Annotated in this window: 1 protein-coding gene; it reads right to left on the bottom strand. The window is 71.2% G+C overall.

Annotated features, from left to right (window positions below; all coding sequences use genetic code 11):
• On the bottom strand, nt 1–392 hold a 392-nt coding region (locus tag VR44_RS40445; RefSeq protein ID WP_045952696.1), incomplete at its 3' end, for a DUF742 domain-containing protein.
• Between the last annotated feature and the right edge of the window lie 215 nt (nt 393–607).

A 607-nucleotide genomic window follows, 5' to 3' on the forward strand; every position in this document is an offset into this window, starting at 1 on the left:
TAGAGCTTGCGAAGTCCACTGAGCACCCTTTCGAGCAGCGTTACGTCCGGCGTTCCGCCGGCCTCTCCATTGCCCGGCTGGTGGATCGCCACCATGCCGGCCTCCGCCAGGTCGGCGACGAGGATGCGGGCCACACCGAGCGGCATCGACAGCAGGGCGGAGACCTCCGCGACCGACTTCACCTCGCGGCACAGGGTGCAGATCCGCTGGTGCTCCGGCAGCAGGCCGGACAGGTGCATCGGGTCGGCCGTCGTGCTGACCAGCGCCTCGATGGCGAGCTGGTAGCGCGGGCGGGTCCGGCCGCCGGTCATCGCGTACGGACGCACCAGCGGCTGATCGCCTTCCGAGTACGAGTCTTCGTACGCATCGGGGTAGGCGGGGGGCGGGGTCATTGATCCTCCGGGCTGGACAGCAGTGGTCAGCGTGCCGTCTGACGGGGCGGCCGGTGGGGGGGACTTGATGACGGCCTTCGGGGGTACTGGGGTTCCGGGACGCGCGGTCCCGGCCCTCCCGGCCGGAAGTACCGTCCGGCCGGGAGAGGGGGTGTCAGGTGAGCAGGCTTCCCTGGAGCTCCGCGCGCAGGTCCGGGGTGAGGACGTTGCCCGCG

The sequence above is a fragment of the Streptomyces katrae genome (assembly GCF_000966975.1).
In the GTDB taxonomy this organism is placed as follows: Bacteria; Actinomycetota; Actinomycetes; order Streptomycetales; family Streptomycetaceae; genus Streptomyces; species Streptomyces katrae.